Genomic DNA, 17,694 nt, shown 5'->3' on the forward strand with positions numbered 1-17,694 from the left:
GATTAAGGGGGCTTAGCATGATTTCGGTTACGCGGTTAAATGGTTCTCCCATGTGGTTAAATGCGCTGATGGTTGAAATTGTGGAAGAGACGCCGGATACGTATATTACTCTGGTAACTGGAAAGAGACTGATTGTGCTTGAAAAAGCCGCTGACGTTATTTCCAAGATTAAAGATTACAACCGTGAAATCGGGGTTCAGGCAGCCACTATTAAAGTGCAGCAAACGGAGGAATCCTGATGAAAAAAATGATGCCCTGGCTTGCAACAATGTTGCTGGCGATAACACTCATTGTGGTGGTTGTGTTTGTATTTATGCAAGGACAGAACGGGAATAAGGACGACACACATACGGCGGCAGCCTCAGAAGCTAAGAAGATGACTGCGGATGAGATTGTAGAGGTTTCCTCTGAGCTTGGAGAAATTAAAACCAATTTGGCTGATACGGATCATGTTGTAGTTGTCAGCTTCTCATTCAAGTTGTCAGACAAAACAGCCAAAGAAGATTTCGAGAAAATCAAAGAAATTACAGTGAAGCCTATTATCATTCAGACGTTTGCGGATACAAAGTCTGAGGAGCTGGCTACAGCGAAGGGCCGCGTACAATTTAATGAGAGATTGACGGGACTAATTAATGAAGCTTTACCTGAAGGTAAGTTGAGCAGCACCAGTTTTTCAGCTTTTGTAATGGCGCCAATGTAAATGAACAGAACACGCTGTAGACCTGTAAGGGGGTGAGAACATGGTGGATGTATTATCACAAAATGAGATTGACGCCCTATTAGCAGCCCTTTCTTCTGGTGAAATGGACGCAGAAGAATTGAAGAAGGAAGAAACTCAGAAGAAAATCAGATCGTACGATTTTAAGCGGGCAGTGCGTTTTTCCAAAGACCATATCAGAAGCTTGACTCGTATTCACGAAAACTTTGCACGCTTTCTCACCACTTATTTTTCAGCCCAACTGCGGACGTTCGTTCAAATCAATGTCGTTCAGGTCGAACAGTTGCCTTATGATGAGTTTATCCGTTCTATTCCTAAGATGACGATATTGAACATTTTTGAAGCGGAGCCACTACAGGGACGAATGGTGATGGAAGTCCATCCAAACGTGGGATATGCGATGTTGGATCGCCTGCTTGGTGGAACCGGAATTGCTCCAACCAAGATCGCATCCATGACGGAGATTGAGACGACCATCATGGAGCGGATATTCAGCCGAGCATTTGAAAGTTTGCAGGAAGCATGGAAGACTGTGTTGGATATTTCCCCAAGGATGGAAGCGCTCGAGACCAATCCGCAATTTATGCAGATTGTATCTCCCAATGAGACCATTGCTCTGATCTCGCTCAGTACCAAAATTGGTGACACGACAGGCATGATCAATCTATGTATACCGCATGTCGTTCTTGAACCTATTATGTCACGGTTGTCAACTCATCAGTGGTTTGTTTCGGAGAAGAAAACGAGAGCTCCGGAGGAGTATGATGCTCTAAAAGAGCGTGTAAACAAAGCCAAGTTACCAATCGTTGCGGAATTGGGAGAATCGAGAATTTCAATTGCAGAATTTCTGGGTTTGTCCGTTGGCGATGTCATTACGTTGAACAAACCAGTTGATGAGGGACTTTCCATTAAAGTGGGTGACAAACTGAAATACATGGGCAGTCCGGGGACAATCAAAGACCGTGTGGCTGTGCAAATAGACAAGATTGTCACCGAAGGAGTTGAAGAATTTGACGAGTAAGGATTATTTATCCCAAGAAGAAATCGATGCTTTGCTCAGGCAATCGGAATCGATAAACAGCTCGGAACCCGCTGAAAAGACGGTTGATGATTTTTTGACCGAGCTGGAGCAGGATGCCTTGGGGGAGATTGGTAACATTACATTTGGTAGCGCGGCAACAGCCTTATCCACGCTATTAGGCCTCAAAGTAGATATTACAACACCTAAAGTTTCTATCATTAGTCGAACGCAGTTTGAAGAAGCTTTTCCTAAGCCACATGTTGCCGTTCATGTGAATTACGTGGATGGATTCGAAGGTATTAACTCACTTGTTATCAAGAAGAGAGATGCCCAAGTCATCGCTGATTTGATGTTGGGTGGAGAAGGAAATCCGGTCGATGAAGAACTGAATGAAATCCATATTAGTGCAGTACAGGAAGCGATGAACCAGATGATGGGTTCCTCTGCAACCTCAATGTCCACGATTTTTAATCGTTTTGTGAATATTTCCCCTCCGGGAATCGATATTCTCAATCTGGAGAGTGGAGAGGGTGTAAGTAATCTTCCAGCAGATGAGACACTTATCCAAGTTTCATTTCGTTTGTTAATCGGGGATCTGATCGATTCCAATCTGATGCAGTTGCTTCCAGTACATTTTGCCAAAAGCATGGTAGATATGCTGATTGGAGGCGCTCAGGAGTCAACTGCCAGCGCACCAGTGGCATCAACACCTGAACCTGCGCCATCAGCTGTACCAGCAACGCCACCACCGGTTGCGGAGCAGCCGCCCGTTCAGCACCAACAGGCTCCACAGGCTCCACAACAGCCTGCTCAGGACTATAACGGATATGGACAGGCCCCGATGGGTATGCCTCAAGGAATGCCGCCACAGCAGCCGTATGGCATGCCACCGCAGCAACCTTATGGTGCACCTCAACATTACGGTGGAATGCCAAATAGGAATGTTAACGTACAACCAGTTCAATTCGCCAATTTGCAAAATGGGGCGTATGGTCAGGTAGACGAAAACAATTTGAATTTATTGATGGACATTCCCCTTAAGGTCACCGTAGAATTAGGAAGGACCCAGAAGCAAATTAAAGATATTTTGGAACTGTCACAGGGTTCGATTGTCGAACTGGATAAGTTAGCCGGGGAACCTGTCGATATTTTGGTGAATAACAAACTGATCGCCAAGGGAGAAGTTGTCGTTATTGACGAAAACTTTGGTGTTCGTGTTATAGATATCGTTAGCCAATGGGACCGAATTCAGAAATTACAATAAGCACAATTTAGGGAGGACTTGAATCAAGATGGCAAACCGAATTTTAGTCGTAGACGACGCTGCATTTATGAGAATGATGATCCGGGACATTTTGTCCAAAAATGGATATGAGGTTGTTGGTGAGGCACAGGATGGCTCACAAGCAATTGAGAAATTTAAAGAGCTTCGTCCGGATCTAATCACAATGGATATTACGATGCCTGAGATGGACGGCATTGCAGCTTTGAAAGAAATCAAGAAGATTGATGCTAACGCTAAAGTAATTATGTGCTCCGCGATGGGTCAACAAGCGATGGTAATCGACGCTATTCAAGCAGGTGCTAAAGACTTTATCGTTAAACCGTTCCAATCTGACCGGGTTATCGAAGCGATCAGCAAGACACTGGGCGTTTAAGAGACATGATGATGGCTCAGGGTGATATTCCAGGAGGAGCTGGCGTGGGAAGTAATTATTATTTACAGCTTGTATGGGTGATTGTTGTCCTGGCCGTCATCCTGGCCCTTATTGTTTATCTGATCCGTTTTCTAAACAAAAGGAATCAGCAAATGTTCCGGCACGGCACAATTCGTACCCTGGGCGGAGTTGGACTGGGGCAAAACAAGTCGTTGCAAATTATGGAAATTGGTGGGTGTGTATATCTGCTTGGTGTAGGTGAAGACATCCAGTTGATAGATAAGGTTTCGGATTTGGAAGAGGCCCAAAGAATCATTGATTCCTTCGAACGAGATGCTGCTGCACAACAAGGAAATCTCTCACCTCTCATTGCCAAGCTCACAAAACGTTTCCGTAAAGAAGAACCGCCGCGGGAAATGGAACTAGAGGACACAACTTCTTTTCACGAAATGTTTGAATCCAAACTTCGGCAGATGCCTAACCGTAAAGAGAAGATGGAAAAGCTCCTGGATAAAGACAATACTACAGATCGGTCGAGGGATTCATGAAGAAAAAGATTTGGTTAGCGTGTTGTTTATTAGGACTTATCAGTCTGGCATCTGTAACGGTTGCCTTTGCCGAACCCATTCCGAATATTGATATTCAGATTGGAAACGGTGATGGAGGGACACCAAGCACGAGTTCACTGTCCATCATTCTGTTAATTACAGTGCTTAGTATTGCTCCAGCAATGCTTGTACTGATGACCAGTTTTACCCGGATTGTAATTGTGCTCGGTTTTATACGTACATCTTTGGGTACACAACAAATGCCACCCAATCAGGTGCTGGTCGGTTTGGCGCTATTTCTGACACTTTTCATTATGTCGCCGACGTTGTCTTCCATAAATCAGGTAGCGCTTCAGCCCTATCTCCAGGGAGAGCTTACGCAAACCGAGGCACTTGAAAAAGCAGCGGATCCCATGAAGAAATTTATGTTTAGTCACACCAGAGAAAAAGATCTTCTGCTGTTTATGAAGTACAATCAGACTGAACAACCAAAGACCTATCAGGATATCCCAATTACTGTTATGGTGCCGGCATATGTAATCAGTGAGTTGAAGACAGCATTCCAGATGGGGTTTATGATTTTTATTCCGTTTCTGGTTATAGACATTGTTGTCGCGAGTACACTCATGGCAATGGGGATGATGATGCTTCCGCCGGTCATGATCTCATTACCTTTCAAAATACTGCTCTTTGTCCTTGTGGACGGGTGGTATCTGGTTGTCAAGTCACTGTTACTGAGTTTTAACACTTGATCCGGAAAGTTAAAGGAGGACGGTCATGACTTCGGAATTTATTATCGGTCTGGCCGGGAAAGCGGTATACACGTCATTGCTGGCCAGCGCACCTATGCTTATACTAGCTCTGGTTGTAGGACTTGCAATCAGTATTTTTCAAGCGACAACTCAAATTCAGGAACAAACATTAGCTTTTGTGCCCAAGATTGTTGCCGTACTTCTGTCAGTACTTTTGTTTGGACCTTGGATCTTAAATATCTTGGTCGATTTCACGTTTAACATTCTCGATAATCTATACAGATACATAGGGTAGGCTTTAGCAGATGGAGACATTGTTGCAAAGTTTCCCTGTCGCTCTGCTTATGTTTTGTCGAATCACATCATTTTTTGTAACTGCGCCAGTTTTTTCGGCTCGAAATGTGCCGGCTTCAGTTAAAATAGGTATCTCTGCATTTGTCACATTATCTGTCTATCTGATTTACGGAATAGACCAGACCGTACCCACAGACCTGAGTTATGTCTTATTGATCATCAGAGAGATTCTAATTGGCCTGCTTTTAGGTTTTGTGGCTTATCTGTTGATGACGGCTGTTCAGACTGCGGGGACCTTTATCGATCTACAGATCGGTTTTGGTATGGCCAATGTATACGATCCAATGACAGGTGCTTCAGCTCCACTTACGGGTAACTTGAAGTATGCATTTGCTATGCTTCTGTTTCTGACAATGAATGGTCACCATTATTTGCTGGATGCGATAGTTTACAGTTACCGGTGGGTACCATTATCTAATGTGTTTTTCCTACGGTTGGCAGATGGAAGTATTGCTGAATTTTTGATTCAGACCTTAGGTCAATCATTTATGCTGGCTTTTCAGATGTCGGCTCCGATTGTAGTTGCGTTGTTTTTGACGGATGTTGGATTGGGTTTTTTGGCCAAAACTGCTCCTCAATTTAATGTATTTGCAGTTGGGTTGCCGCTTAAGTTACTCGTTGGTCTTGCTATTTTGCTTTTGCTGGTTCCCAGTTTCTCCTTTGTATTTAGTCAATTGTTCGAAGCGATATTCAGATCGATGGAAAAATTGCTTGGTACCATTGGACAAAGGCCCGGCTGAGTGAAACGGAGGAAAAGACACGGATGAAACTTCAACTCGACCTCCAGTTGTTTTCAGGGGAGAAGACGGAGAAAGCTACCCCGAAAAAGAGACAGGATACACGAAAAAAAGGACAGGTTGTAAAAAGCGCTGAACTATCTGGCGCATCCATTCTCCTAATCGTGTTTTTGATCATGATGGTATTCAGCAATTTCTATAAAGAACGTATAGTTCGTCTGTTTACAGATATCTTCATCAATCGATTGAGTATGGATATCACCGGAGAGAATGTGATGGCGCTTATGATGCGCTATGGCATTGAAGTTTTGTTATTGATCGCTCCCGTTTTGCTGGGTGCGTTCCTGGTTGCTTTGATCGTTAACTACATGCAAGTTGGTTTTCTTCTTGTAGGGGAAGGTTTGAAGCCAAAACTTGAGAAACTGGACCCGATTAAAGGTTTCAAAAATATATTCTCTCTCCGCTCATTAGTGGAATTTGCTAAATCCATTTTGAAAATGTCGCTTATCGGTTATCTCGTTTACAGTACAATTAAAGGCTACCAGTCAGATATTGCTTCACTTTCTCATTTTTCATTGGATGCTATTTTACATTTCGCTGCGTCGATTACTTTAAGTCTTGGTATCAAGATTGCAGTGGCATTAATGATACTTGCGATATTTGATTACATGTATCAAAAGTATGACCATGAGAAGAAGATTCGTATGTCCAAGCAAGACATCAAAGACGAGTACAAGAAAATGGAAGGTGATCCGCTGATCAAAGGTAAAATCCGGGAACGCCAGCGTCGTATGGCTATGCAGCGCATGATGCAGGAAGTGCCAAATGCGGATGTGATCATCACGAACCCGACCCACTTTGCGGTTGCGCTAAAGTATGAAGGTTCCGAGATGGAGGCACCACAGATTATTGCCAAAGGTCAGGATTATGTCGCCTTGCGTATTAAGGAAATAGCCAAAGAAAACGGTGTTATTACGATGGAAAACAAGCCGCTGGCACGGGCATTGTTCCAGAGAGCCGAGATTGGTGACGCTATACCGGCCGATTTGTTTCAAGCGGTAGCTGAAGTGCTGGCTTATGTATATAAACTAAAGGGCAGAACGAAATAAAAGGGGATCGGAGGCCGTACATTCATTGAAGATTAAAGATATAGCTGTCCTTGCGGGTATCATTGGCATTGTGTTGATGATGATTCTTCCGATCCCAACCTGGCTGTTGGACTTGTTGCTGGTCGTCAATATTTCAATTGCACTGATGATACTCCTTGTTGCAATGAACAGCAAAGAAGCGTTACAGTTTTCTATTTTTCCAGCTTTGCTGTTGATCACTACACTATTCCGACTGGCTCTGAACATTTCGACTACCAAGCTAATTCTTGGTGAAGGGGATGCTGGAGCTGTAGTTGCTACCTTTGGTAGCTGGATTGCTGGAGGGCAAATTGCAATTGGATTTATCGTGTTTTTGATCCTCGTTGTCGTTCAGTTTATCGTTATTACAAAGGGGTCTGAGCGCGTAGCTGAAGTTGCTGCCCGATTCACCCTTGATGCGATGCCTGGTAAACAAATGAGTATTGATGCGGATCTGAATGCGGGTCTGATCAACGAGCAACAAGCTCGTGAGCGTCGTTCCAAAATTGAACGTGAAGCCGATTTCTATGGAGCGATGGATGGAGCAAGTAAATTCGTAAAAGGTGACGCAATTGCAAGTATTATCATCCTCCTGATCAATCTCATTGGTGGATTTATTATCGGTATGACTGTGCATGGGATGGCTTTCGCAGATGCGATGGCAACGTACTCTGTACTGACTATCGGAGATGGATTGGTAAGCCAAATCCCGGCTCTGCTTATTTCCACAGCAGCAGGACTTATCGTCACCAGAGCGTCATCAGAAGGAAACCTGGCAGATGATATTACGGGGCAACTGTTTACATATCCAATACTAATTTATATCGTAGCTTTCGTTATTGCCATGCTCGGTTTCTTCACACCAATTCATGTTATTACTACGCTTCCGTTGGCAGGTGTGTTGGCATATGCCGCGTGGCGTATGCAGAATAATCTGAATTTGAAACAAGTAGCGGAAGAACAGTTGGAAGAAGAACAGCAGATTGAAGAGGTTAGAAGTCCTGAAAGTGTAATTAACCTGCTTCAGGTGGACCCTATTGAGTTTGAATTTGGTTATGGTTTAATCCCGCTTGCTGATAATCAGCAGGGTGGGGACTTATTGGATCGGATCATTATGATTCGGAGGCAGTGTGCTCTTGAACTGGGGTTGGTCGTTCCGGTTATACGGATTCGAGATAATATCCAGCTCAGACCCAATGAGTATGTTATCAAAATCAAGGGTAATGTGGTAGGTGGCGGAGAACTGTTGTTGAATCATTACCTTGCCATGAGTCCTGGCTATGATGAGGAGTCTGTGACAGGTATTGAAACGACGGAACCTGCTTTTGGACTTCCGGCACTATGGATTGATGAAGTAACCAAAGACAGAGCCGAACTTGCAGGATATACGGTCGTTGATCCGCCTTCCGTTGTGGCTACACATCTGACGGAACTGATTAAGAAACATGCGCATGAGTTACTTGGAAGACAAGAAACAAAAGCACTTGTGGATAATCTCAGAGAGAACTATTCTGCCCTTGTGGATGAACTGATCCCTTCTCTACTTTCCATTGGTGATGTACAGAAAGTGCTTGCCAAGTTATTGCGTGAGAAAATATCTATTCGAGATATGGTTACCATCTTCGAGACACTGGCTGACTATGGTACGTATACGAAAGATCCTGATGTGCTGACTGAATACGTCAGACAATCCCTCTCACGTCAGATTACTCAGCAGTTCTCACAGAAAGGTGAGACACTTCGAGTGATCACGGTTGGACCTGGTCTTGAGAAGAAAATTGCTGAAAGTGTGCAACAATCGGATCAAGGCAGTTATCTTGCGCTAGACCCTGTATCTACACAAAGTGTATATCAGAAGCTCAGTGAACAAGTGAACCGTTTGATTCAATCAGGTCAACAACCTGTTGTATTAACTTCTCCAACCATTCGGATGTATCTGCGTCAGGTTATTGAACGTACTATGCAGGACATTCCTGTGCTTTCCTACAGCGAGTTGGAGCCGAATGTTGAAATTCAAAGTATCGGGGTGGTGAACTTATGAGAGTAAAACAATACGTTGTTGAGACCATGCCCGAAGCTATGCTTCAAATTCGCAAAGACCTGGGAAGTGATGCCGTTATTCTGTCCACCAAAGAGATTAAGGTGGGCGGTGTAATGGGAATGTTTCGCAAAAAACGGATCGAAGTTGTAGCTGCAGTGGATAAGAAAGAAAACAAGCAAACAACAAAGCCAGTACAAAATCAATTCACGCCTGTACCTCGTGCATTTGTACCTGAGGCTTATCGGCAAACAGCTCGTTCGTTTGTTGCGGCTTCTGATGAGTCGGTGACAACGAATACAGCTGATCAAAGTGTACAGGACCAATCTGCGGCTGCACCGTCTGTGTTTGAATCGCGTAATATCGGTTCAAACATAGACAGCGGCTCAGGTTCTTCGAGCACGGATCATAAACCGCGACCGCAAGGGGCGGATTTTTCGGGTTCAACAACTGCTCCGAAGCCAACAGGTTCAGACCTGCAGCAGGATAAGTTAATGACTGAATTGCAGGATCTTAAACAGATGGTGACCAGGCTTTCAAAGCAAGGTACTTCTGCGGACCCTGTGCCAGAGGAACTGCATACGATCCGAGAACGTTTGACAGAACAAGATGTTTGGCCTGAAGTATGGGAATCCTGGTTTGATTCAATTCAAGCAAAATGGTCTGAGAATGGATTAAAAGAACAAGATGTAGAGCAAATAGTGAAGCTTGAGGTTATGCACTTTTTGGAGCAACGTATTGAAGAAGGCATTCTTCCTACCACGCGAATCGTCTATGTAGCTGGACCAACCGGTGTAGGGAAAACTACGACAATTGCAAAATTGGCTGCTGAACAAATGTTCAAAAAACAGCGTAAAGTTGGATTCATTACATCAGATACGTATCGGATCTCGGCGGTAGAACAGCTTAGAACGTATGCATCTATACTGAATGTTCCACTTGAGGTGGTGCAATCGCCTGGTGATACACAACGTGCCATTTCTCGATTAGAGAATTGTGATTTGATCTTTATGGATACAGCGGGTAGAAACTACAGAAATGAATTACTTGTTTCGGAACTGCAAAGTTTGCTTGCTCCTGTAGAGAATAGCGAAACCTTTCTGGTCATGAGTATGACTTCCAAAAGTGCTGATATGGTGCAGATCACGGAACATTTCAGTAAATATGGACTGGATAAGGTGATTTTCACCAAAATGGATGAGACTGGGAGCTGCGGTCCGCTATTTAACTTGTTACACCGTTTTCCACTCAAGCTCGCATATGTGGCAAATGGACAAAATGTTCCGGATGATTTGTTGAAACCAGATGCAGATTCGTTGTCCAAACAGTTGCTGGGAGAATGGTCACAATGAAGGATCAGGCAGCTACACTTCGAAGTATGGTCTCCGCGCCATTGGAAATGGAAGGCATTGAGCGAGATATTCGATCCTCGAAAATCATTACTGTGGCCAGTGGTAAGGGAGGTGTTGGCAAATCCAATTTCACACTGAACTTTGCCTTGGCATTGCAGGCTTTGGGGCAAAAGGTACTTGTATTTGATGCCGATATTGGAATGGCTAATATTGATGTTCTTATGGGTACGTCTTCTTCCTATAATCTTTACCACCTGTTGTACCGACAAAAATCCATAAGGGAAATCATACAACTGGGTGCCAGTGGCTTGCCTTACATTGCTGGAGGATCGGGCATGAAAGAGTTGTTCTCATTGTCTGATCGTGATCTGGAGTTTTTCGCCAGTCAAGTCGAGGATATTGCCCAGGAAATGGATTATGTCATCTTTGACACTGGGGCAGGACTCTCCAGAGAGAATATGAAGTTCATCGGTGCTGCTGATGAATGCCTGATTATAACTACACCTGAACCGACTTCAATAACCGATGCTTATGCTTTAGTCAAAGTTATGCACGGCCAGGAAAATGCTACACCCTTTCGGATGATCGTTAACCGGGTGGAAGACGAAAGAGAAGCGGAACGGGTGGCAGAAAAAATAGCTGGAGTGGCGAGGCGGTTTTTGCAGACGGATATTCCGCTGCTTGGGTATATTTCAGAAGACGCCCAGGTAGTCAAGGCGGTTAAAAGGCAAATGCCCTATAGTCTGGCTTATCCGAATGCCAAAGCCTCTAAAGATATAGAAAAACTTGCTCTTCGTTATCTGGCTGTACCTGCAACTCCGGGATCCGGAACCTTGACAGGAATCAGGGGATTTATGAATAAGTGGCTTAAACGAACAACATGATTTCTGAATAAAGGAAACAGGGGTGACACAACATGGCGGCGTATCAAGTATTGGTTGTCGATGATTCCGCTTTTATGCGTAAGATTGTTACGGATTTGATCCAAGCGGATCCGGAATTCAAGGTTACGGCAACGGCATCAAACGGTAGAGAAGCGATTCAAAAATCACTAGAATTGAAACCCGATATTATTACAATGGACGTTGAGATGCCCGAAATGAATGGGTTGGATGCATTAAAATCAATTATGAAGGAATCTTTCGTTCCTGTGATTATGCTCTCTGGTATCAATGAACAAGGCATGAAAGAAACCATTATGGCGCTTGAAGCCGGGGCATTTGACTTCATTCGCAAACCATCTATTTCACATGACCAGGATATTGCTCAAGTTGGTAAAGCCTTGGTTGAGCGCATGCGTGCTGCGATGAATGAGATCAAAAGAAAAGCTGATCGTGAGTTATCCATGAAAAATAGAGACATGTTGCGAGGAGCAGTTGCTCCCCCAACTCAGCCAGTACAGAAAGAACTGCCGGCTAGGGATCGAGCGGAGCCTGTGAAAAAAACGATCGAACCTGTCGAGACGATTCAACGCTCTCTTCGAGAGCGCACTGAAGCCTTTCAGGCCAAAGCCAAGAAACCAATTGAACCATTGTCACCTTCAAAACCAGGTCGCGTAGAGAATAAACCGGAGCCTTTGCCAAAGGCTGAGCGTAATTTGGGGACGAAGGCAGAAAAAGCAGTGAGGTCAGCTAATCCAGTACAGACTCCAAAGGAAGTTCGACTACCTAATGCAGCTAGAGTGGCAGCTGATCAAATAGCGGCAACTTCTGCCTCTGCAAAAGCCAAGGATGTAATCAAGCCTAATCCTGTTCCCAAAGGTGGAGGAGGGCTGGAAGGACCATTCAACAAACTTGTGGCAATAGGTTGTTCTACGGGTGGACCGAGGGCTCTCAAGACATTGCTCGAGCAGTTGCCTGCTGATTTGCCTGCACCGGTCATTATTGTGCAGCATATGCCGCCCAATTTCACACGTTCTCTGGCTCAACGATTGAATACATTCAGTCCACTGCATGTGGTTGAAGCTGAAGAGGGCATGGTTCTGAAAAAAGGAACCGCCTATATAGCACCCGGCGGATTCCATGTGAAAGTTAACAAAACAGCAGACGGGAAGTTTATCGTGAAGTTGACTGAAGATCAACCAGTGAATGGACATAGACCTTCAGTGGATACGATGTTTGAGTCACTTCTACCGTTTACATCTTTACAAAGGCATCTTGTTTTGCTAACGGGAATGGGAAGTGATGGAGCACGTATGATGAAGCGATTATACGAAGCTGGAGTTACATCAACCTTTGCCGAGAATGAAGAAACATGTGTTGTATATGGTATGCCGCGTTCTGCTGTAGAGCTGCAATGCGTTCGTCATCTTCTGCCATTGCAGGAGATTGCTTCTAAACTTGTTCAAGCAGTGAAATAACGGAGTGTAACTCACGGAGGAGGTGCCTCACAATGGACATGAACCAATATTTATCCATGTTTATTGATGAGTCTAATGATCATCTGCAATCGCTTAACGAAAACATGCTTCAACTTGAAGGCAATCCGGAAGACCTGGGCATAGTTCAGGTTATATTCCGCTCTGCTCATACCTTGAAGGGTATGGCAGCAACTATGGGCTTTGAAGATTTGGCATCACTGACACATAAAATGGAAAATGTGTTGGATCTGGTTCGTAATGAGAAGTTGAAAATGCAGGATTACATTTTTGATACCATGTTCAAGAGTCTGGACGCTTTGGAAACTATGGTTCAGGATATTACCGAAGGTGGACAAGGTAAAGCAGATGTGTCGTCAATCGTAGCTTCACTTCAAGCCATTGAAAATGGTGAAATGACAAACGGAAATGGACCTGCTACAGAAACAAACAAGCCGGCTAACGCTTCAATCTCTTCGGCTGTGGAGCTGGATGAATTCCAATATTCAGTGCTGGATCAGTCGATCGCCGAAGGTCATCGTGTGTTCTACGTGGATGTGCTTGTTAGCGAGCATAGCCAGTTAAAAGGTGTACGGGCTTATATGGTCTTTGATATGCTGGAACGTTCAGGTGAAGTCGTTAAAGCTTACCCATCCGTTCAGGATATTGAGCAGGAGAAGTTTGAGCGCAGTTTCTCGTTGTATTACATAACAACTAAAGAAGCGCACGAACTGGAAGAAGGCATCATGAGTATCTCTGAAATTGAAAGTGCAAAGCTCATTCAACTGGATCAGGAGACTCTCCAGCAGATGGCCAATCAGGTAGCAGCTACAGTTGAAGCGCCACCCGCACCAACAGCTGTAGCTGAGGTTCCTTCGCCAGATAAGAATTCTGTACCCAAAGAAGAAGCCACAACGGCACCAGCTAAAACAGCTGCACCGAAGCAAGCTGCTGCACCTTCACGTACCATTCGTGTGGATATTGAACGTCTCGACGTATTGATGAACCTGTTCAGTGAATTGTTGATTGACCGTTCACGTCTGGAGCAACTGGCCAGTGAAACAGGCAACAATGATTTATCCGATACAGTAGCTCATTTAAGTCGAGTTAGCACAGATTTGCAAAATATTGTACTGAAATTGCGGATGGTTCCGGTAGATACCGTATTTAATCGATTCCCGCGCATGATCCGTGATCTGGCTAAGACACTTGATAAAAAAATCGATCTGGTGATTACAGGTGCTGAGACGGAACTGGATCGTACGGTAATTGATGAGATTGGTGATCCGCTTGTGCATTTACTGCGTAACGCGGTTGACCATGGTGTGGAATCCATTGCAGAGCGTGTAGCTGCAGGTAAACCAGAGATGGGTACAGTAAACCTGCGTGCCTTCCACAGTGGAAATCACGTATTTATCGAGATTGAAGATGATGGTAAAGGTATCTATCGCGACAAGCTTTTGAAAACCGCGATCAAACGTGGAGTTGTAACCGAAGAACAAGGTGCCAAAATGAGTGATGATGAAGTGAATCAGCTGTTGTTCGCACCTGGTTTTAGTACTGCTGATATTATCTCGGATATCTCTGGCCGGGGTGTTGGCTTGGATGTAGTGAAATCGAAGATCACTTCGCTTGGGGGTAATGTAACGATTCATTCAACTCCAGGCAAAGGCACGAACTTCTCTGTTCAGCTTCCGTTGACACTATCCATTATTGCTGCAATGCTTGTACGACTTGGTTCTGAGAAATATGCTGTTCCGTTGTCTTCCATTGTAGAGACGGCCATTGTACAACGTGAGCAAGTTCGTAATATTCATGGCAATAAAATGATCACGTTCCGTGAGTCACTGATTCCGTACTTGTCTTTGAGCGAAGTATTCTCTGTACCGGATTTCAATGACGCTGATGAGCAAGAAACAGAAATTGTCGTGATTCGCAAAGGCGACCGTCTTGCAGCCGTAGCTGTTGAAGAATTTATTGGACAAAGTGAGATTGTTCTCAAATCAATGGGAACCTATCTTCCTGCTATTGAAGGAATCTCTGGAGCAACCATTCTCGGAGATGGACAAGTAGCCCTGATTCTTGATCCTAATGCATTTATTAAATAAGCATAGAGCTAAGTCTTACATTTAATAGGGAGGTTTTTTACATGGAAGAAGAGTTGAAAGTCATCGTCTTTAAATTGGGTTCCGAAGAGTATGGTATTGAGGTAGACAAGGTTCAGACGATTGAGCGCATGATGCCAATTACCCGTGTCCCCAAGACACTTTCCTTTGTAAAAGGAGTTATTAATCTACGCGGTGTTGTAATTCCAGTCATTGATCTACGCGGTCGTTTCTCCCTTCCGGAAACGGAATACACGGATCAGACTCGTATTGTTATCGTAGGTGTAGACGACATGCAAGTTGGCTTTATCGTAGATTCTGCTAATGATGTTATTGATATCAAAAGCAGTGCGATCGATAGCCCCCCAGAAGTGGTTGGCGGCGTCAAAGCGAGATACCTGCGAGGTGTTGCTAAATTGGAAGATTCACGCTTGTTGATTATGCTCAACCTAAACGAAGTATTAAATAAAAGCGAGATTGTACAGCTGGAAAGTGTTGAGGGCTAGTACCGTGGAGATGTTCAACCGATTTGAGGTATTCCAGATGGATGTGCTCAAAGAGGTCGGTAACATTGGAGCAGGCAACGCCGCAACGGCGTTGTCTCAACTCCTCAACAGACCGATTGACATGGGTGTACCTACAGTACAAATGCTCCCTTTTGAAGAAGTTGCCGAAAAAGTGGGCGGAGATGAACGCATCGTGGTTACCGTGTTTCTTCGTGTAGAAGGCGAAGCACCGGGAAATCTTTTCTTTATGATGACACCAGAGGCTGCTAAAATGTTGTTGAATAGACTTGCCGGGTTTGATCTGAAAGAAGGACTCGATTTTACAGATATGGAACAATCAGCGCTTTCCGAGATTGGAAATATTTTGGCTGGATCCTATCTTTCTTCTCTGGCAGATTTCACGAAGTTGTCTATGTATCCAACTGTCCCTGGACTTGCCATCGACATGGCGGGTGCCATTCTAAGTTATGGCTTGCTGCAATTTGGCGAGATGGGTGACGCTGCATTGTTGATTGACACATCTTTCTTTGAAGGTGAAGATCAAGTTGAGGGTCAGTTTTTCCTCATTCCGGATCCACCATCCTTTGCAAAGATATTTGAATCACTAGGGGTGCCACTGAGCCATGATTGAGGACAAAAGCGTCGTTAAAGTCGGTATGGCGGATTTAAACATCGCTCATCTTCCTGGTGTAATCCGTACGACTGGCTTGGGTTCGTGTGTGGGATTAACAATGTATGACCCACATTTGAAGCTGGCTGGAATGGCGCATGTCATGCTTCCTACTTCAGAGATCGCCCGTGAAGGGAAACTGAACACTGCGAAATATGCGGATACGGCGTTGCCTGAGCTTTTGGAAAAGATGATTAAACTAGGCGCTTCTCACTCACGTATTGTGTCTAAAATGGCCGGAGGCTCTCAGATGTTTGCCTTTGCTGGCGCTGGAGATACAATGCGTATTGGACCAAGGAATGCAGATTCTTGTCGAGAGTGGCTTCAAAAACTCAATATCCCTCTTCTAGCAGAAGATACGGGTGGGAATTATGGACGAACGATTGAGATGGATTGTGAAACTGGACTTTTGACTATTCGAAGCGTACAAATGGGTGTAAAGGAACTATAAGACTATGATAGGAAACTACCGCATTAATCTTGGAGCAGGCATCGTTGGGTTTATTCTTACTTTTTTTGTAGCATACAGCAGCAATGTGCTGATGACCAGTTTAATTCGCGGATTGATCGGATTCGTAGCCTGGTTTGTCCTTGCATATGGTTTACGCTGGGGATTGGGATTGCTGCTGAACCCTCAGATCGAGGGAAATGGGTATGGTTATGATTCACCAAGTGCTCAAGATCAAAGAGGTTCACAGGTGGACATTAAAATCGAAGACGATGGACAAGAGCTGAATGATTTGCTCAAGAGTGGACAGAACGCTTCATCTGGGGACGATCTTCCGCCATCTGAGACGAAAGCTCCAACGGGATTCGCCCCTTTGGATCCGCCTAAACTTGTCCGGACCAAGGATCCGGAGGAATTGGCGCAGGCCGTTCGTCACCTGACAGACAAATAAGGAGGGTGAAAGTAATTGAACGAGCGTAAAGCTTCACATTTGAACCATTCTGATCTGTGGGAAAAGTGGAAAGAACATGGAGATCTTGAAGCCAAGAAAACGTTGATTGAAAAGTATCTTCATATTGTAAATTATGTATCCGGTCGACTGGCTGTTGGTTTACCCAAAAATGTTCCCAAGGATGACTTGGAGAGCAATGGCGTTATGGGGTTAATTGATGCATTGGAGAAGTTCGACTATGAACGTGGTCTGCAATTTGAAACTTATGCATCATGGAGGGTCCGCGGAGCCATTCTTGACGGTCTGCGTCAAGGTGATTGGGTTCCGCGTTCTGTGCGTGAGAAGGCCAAGCGAATTGAAGACGCCTACCAACAGCTGGAACAAAGTTATCTCAGGTCTGTTAGTGATGAGGAAATGAGCGAGTACTTGGACGTATCCACTAAAGATTTTCAACATATGCTTCAGGAAGTGGCAGTCATGTCACTTTGCTCGCTGGAGGACCCAATTCGTGAGGAAGAGTCTGAGACTCGTCTGTCTTTGATGGTGGATGAGAAAGCCAAAAATCCGGATTATAAAGTGAATGAGTTTTATTTGAAGGAAGCTTTGGTGCAAGGGCTTGACAAGTTGACGGTAAAAGAGAGAACGGTTGTTTCACTCTTGTATTACGATGATCTTTCTCTTAGTGAAATTGCTGAGGTTATGTCTCTTTCTCCGTCTCGTATATCCCAGTTACATTCCAAGGCAATATTACGATTACGCGGCACGTTGGACAAACAGAAAGATTTGTTGATGCGTAAAGATTAATAGAGAGAAGTAATATCATTGGAGTTTGGGGAGTGGAAAGTCTAAAAGG

Annotated in this window: 20 protein-coding genes; all 20 read left to right on the forward strand. The window is 44.4% G+C overall.

Translation table 11 applies throughout. The features are described 5' to 3' along the window. Nucleotides 1-17 precede the first annotated feature (17 nt). Genes MHI55_RS11995 through MHI55_RS12090 form a run of 20 tightly spaced genes read left to right on the forward strand, consistent with a single transcriptional unit; the run spans nt 18 to nt 17,645 of the window. On the forward strand, nt 18-239 hold the full coding sequence (locus tag MHI55_RS11995; RefSeq protein ID WP_017689179.1) for a flagellar FlbD family protein: 222 nt from the start codon (nt 18-20) through the stop codon (nt 237-239). Then, nucleotides 239-700 carry a flagellar basal body-associated FliL family protein gene (locus tag MHI55_RS12000; RefSeq protein WP_036609360.1) on the forward strand — a complete coding sequence of 154 codons (462 nt, stop codon included), beginning with the start codon at nt 239-241 and terminating at the stop codon, nt 698-700. The genes MHI55_RS11995 and MHI55_RS12000 overlap by 1 nt, the downstream gene beginning before the upstream one ends. Nucleotides 701-740: 40 nt before the next feature. Continuing rightward, a complete protein-coding gene (gene fliM / locus MHI55_RS12005; protein ID WP_036609359.1) occupies nt 741-1,739 on the forward strand; it encodes a flagellar motor switch protein FliM in 999 nt (332 codons plus the stop codon). Next, on the forward strand, nt 1,729-3,003 hold the full coding sequence (gene fliY, locus MHI55_RS12010; RefSeq protein ID WP_340390110.1) for a flagellar motor switch phosphatase FliY: 1,275 nt from the start codon (nt 1,729-1,731) through the stop codon (nt 3,001-3,003). Before fliM ends, fliY begins: the two co-directional genes overlap by 11 nt. A 28-nt stretch (nt 3,004-3,031) precedes the next feature. Further along, nucleotides 3,032-3,397: a response regulator gene (locus tag MHI55_RS12015; RefSeq protein ID WP_017689175.1), complete on the forward strand. Its 366-nt coding sequence runs from the start codon at nt 3,032-3,034 to the stop codon at nt 3,395-3,397. A gap of 11 nt (nt 3,398-3,408) precedes the next feature. Beyond that, entirely contained in the window at nt 3,409-3,945 is a 537-nt protein-coding gene (locus MHI55_RS12020; protein ID WP_100529395.1) for a flagellar biosynthetic protein FliO, read from the forward strand. Beyond that, on the forward strand, nt 3,942-4,697 hold the full coding sequence (gene fliP / locus MHI55_RS12025; RefSeq protein ID WP_036609355.1) for a flagellar type III secretion system pore protein FliP: 756 nt from the start codon (nt 3,942-3,944) through the stop codon (nt 4,695-4,697). Before MHI55_RS12020 ends, fliP begins: the two co-directional genes overlap by 4 nt. Before the next feature lie 25 nt (nt 4,698-4,722). Beyond that, the gene (fliQ, locus tag MHI55_RS12030) at nt 4,723-4,992 is read left to right on the forward strand and encodes a flagellar biosynthesis protein FliQ (RefSeq protein ID WP_017689172.1); all 270 of its coding nucleotides are present in this window, start codon (nt 4,723-4,725) and stop codon (nt 4,990-4,992) included. Nucleotides 4,993-5,002: 10 nt separating this feature from the next. Continuing rightward, complete coding sequence (gene fliR / locus MHI55_RS12035; RefSeq protein ID WP_036609353.1) at nt 5,003-5,791, forward strand: flagellar biosynthetic protein FliR; 789 nt, start codon at nt 5,003-5,005, stop codon at nt 5,789-5,791. Nucleotides 5,792-5,814: 23 nt separating this feature from the next. After that, nucleotides 5,815-6,897 (forward strand): flagellar biosynthesis protein FlhB, encoded by a 1,083-nt coding sequence (gene flhB, locus MHI55_RS12040; protein ID WP_179086416.1) that lies wholly within the window; start codon nt 5,815-5,817, stop codon nt 6,895-6,897. A gap of 25 nt (nt 6,898-6,922) precedes the next feature. Continuing rightward, nucleotides 6,923-8,956, forward strand: a complete 2,034-nt coding sequence (flhA, locus tag MHI55_RS12045; RefSeq protein WP_036609349.1) for a flagellar biosynthesis protein FlhA — start codon at nt 6,923-6,925, stop codon at nt 8,954-8,956. Continuing rightward, on the forward strand, nt 8,953-10,305 hold the full coding sequence (gene flhF, locus MHI55_RS12050) for a flagellar biosynthesis protein FlhF (RefSeq protein WP_076249813.1): 1,353 nt from the start codon (nt 8,953-8,955) through the stop codon (nt 10,303-10,305). Before flhA ends, flhF begins: the two co-directional genes overlap by 4 nt. Then, a complete protein-coding gene (locus MHI55_RS12055) occupies nt 10,302-11,189 on the forward strand; it encodes a MinD/ParA family protein (protein ID WP_036670376.1) in 888 nt (295 codons plus the stop codon). Before flhF ends, MHI55_RS12055 begins: the two co-directional genes overlap by 4 nt. A 32-nt stretch (nt 11,190-11,221) precedes the next feature. Then, the gene (gene cheB / locus MHI55_RS12060; RefSeq protein ID WP_047842490.1) at nt 11,222-12,664 is read left to right on the forward strand and encodes a chemotaxis-specific protein-glutamate methyltransferase CheB; all 1,443 of its coding nucleotides are present in this window, start codon (nt 11,222-11,224) and stop codon (nt 12,662-12,664) included. A gap of 32 nt (nt 12,665-12,696) precedes the next feature. Beyond that, nucleotides 12,697-14,769 (forward strand): chemotaxis protein CheA, encoded by a 2,073-nt coding sequence (locus MHI55_RS12065; protein WP_076249812.1) that lies wholly within the window; start codon nt 12,697-12,699, stop codon nt 14,767-14,769. Nucleotides 14,770-14,810: 41 nt separating this feature from the next. After that, nucleotides 14,811-15,272 carry a chemotaxis protein CheW gene (locus tag MHI55_RS12070; RefSeq protein ID WP_036609340.1) on the forward strand — a complete coding sequence of 154 codons (462 nt, stop codon included), beginning with the start codon at nt 14,811-14,813 and terminating at the stop codon, nt 15,270-15,272. A 10-nt stretch (nt 15,273-15,282) separates the two neighbouring features. Continuing rightward, nucleotides 15,283-15,903 carry a chemotaxis protein CheC gene (locus tag MHI55_RS12075; protein ID WP_091017763.1) on the forward strand — a complete coding sequence of 207 codons (621 nt, stop codon included), beginning with the start codon at nt 15,283-15,285 and terminating at the stop codon, nt 15,901-15,903. Further along, nucleotides 15,896-16,393: a chemotaxis protein CheD gene (locus MHI55_RS12080; RefSeq protein ID WP_017689162.1), complete on the forward strand. Its 498-nt coding sequence runs from the start codon at nt 15,896-15,898 to the stop codon at nt 16,391-16,393. The genes MHI55_RS12075 and MHI55_RS12080 overlap by 8 nt, the downstream gene beginning before the upstream one ends. Before the next feature lie 4 nt (nt 16,394-16,397). Beyond that, on the forward strand, nt 16,398-16,841 hold the full coding sequence (locus MHI55_RS12085) for a hypothetical protein (RefSeq protein ID WP_017689161.1): 444 nt from the start codon (nt 16,398-16,400) through the stop codon (nt 16,839-16,841). Nucleotides 16,842-16,856: 15 nt separating this feature from the next. After that, nucleotides 16,857-17,645, forward strand: a complete 789-nt coding sequence (locus tag MHI55_RS12090) for a FliA/WhiG family RNA polymerase sigma factor (protein WP_076249811.1) — start codon at nt 16,857-16,859, stop codon at nt 17,643-17,645. The last annotated feature ends 49 nt before the right edge of the window (nt 17,646-17,694 follow it).

It is taken from the genome of Paenibacillus sp. FSL E2-0151, assembly GCF_037993015.1.
Classification (GTDB): domain Bacteria; phylum Bacillota; class Bacilli; order Paenibacillales; family Paenibacillaceae; genus Paenibacillus; species Paenibacillus amylolyticus.